Genomic DNA, 949 nt, shown 5'->3' with positions numbered 1-949 from the left:
CCGGCGCCAGCACGCCACGCTCGGGATGGTTCCAGCGCATCAGCGCCTCGTAGCCGACCACGCCGCCATCCGACAGCCTCACGATCGGCTGGAAGTAGGGCACGAACTCGCGCCGCGTCACGCCGCGGCGCAGGTCGCTCTCGGTTTCCAGCAGTTGCAGCGCCTGCTCGTGCAGCTGTTCGTCGAAGACCTCGAAGCGGTGGCGGCCGGCGGCCTTGGCGCGGTACATGGCGATGTCGGCATCGCGCAGCAGGTCCTCGGGCGAGGTGTAGTGCGGCGCGCTCATGGCGATGCCCACGCTCACGCCGGTGAACAGGTCCTTGCCCTCCACGCGCACGGGTTCGCGCAGGGCCTCGATCACCCGTTGCGCCATGCGCAGCGCGCCCTCGTTGTTGTCGAGGTCCATGAGGATGGCGAACTCGTCGCCGCCCAGCCGCGCCACCATGTCGCGGCCGCCGCGGATGCAGCGCGCGAAACGCCGCGCCACTTCCTTCAGCAGCGCATCGCCCACCAGGTGGCCCACCGAGTCGTTGATGACCTTGAAGCGGTCCAGGTCCATGAACAGCACCGCGAAGCGGTAGGACGGGTCGCGCTCGCGGTGGGCCAGCGCGCGCACCAGCTGGTCGCGCAGGTAGGCACGGTTGGGCAGGCCGGTCAGCGAGTCGTGCAGCACCTCGTGCTTGAGCCGCTGCTCCACCTGCTCGCGGACCTCGATCTGCTCCGACAGCTCGATCGTGCGCTCGGCCACCCGTCGCTCCAGGTCGGCATAGGCGTTCTTGAGCTCGGCCGCCGCGCGCTGGCGCTCCAGGCCGTTGGCGATCTGGTAGCTGATGAAGGTGAGCAGCTCGCGGTCGCGGTCGGTGTAGCCCACGCCCGGCGTGTAGCTCTGCACCGCCAGAAGGCCCATCACCTTCTCGCCCAGCACCAGCGGCACGCCCAGCCAGGCCTG

Annotated in this window: 1 protein-coding gene; it reads right to left on the bottom strand. The window is 70.0% G+C overall.

Annotated features, from left to right (window positions below; translation table 11 throughout):
* Positions 1-949: sensor domain-containing diguanylate cyclase (locus EYQ95_RS26215; RefSeq protein ID WP_132332177.1), on the bottom strand; the 949-nt coding region annotated here is incomplete at both ends.

The sequence above is a fragment of the Lysobacter sp. N42 genome, from assembly GCF_004344885.1.
Note: the sequence above shows the minus strand (reverse complement) of the source record. Positions and strands in the feature narration are given on the sequence as shown.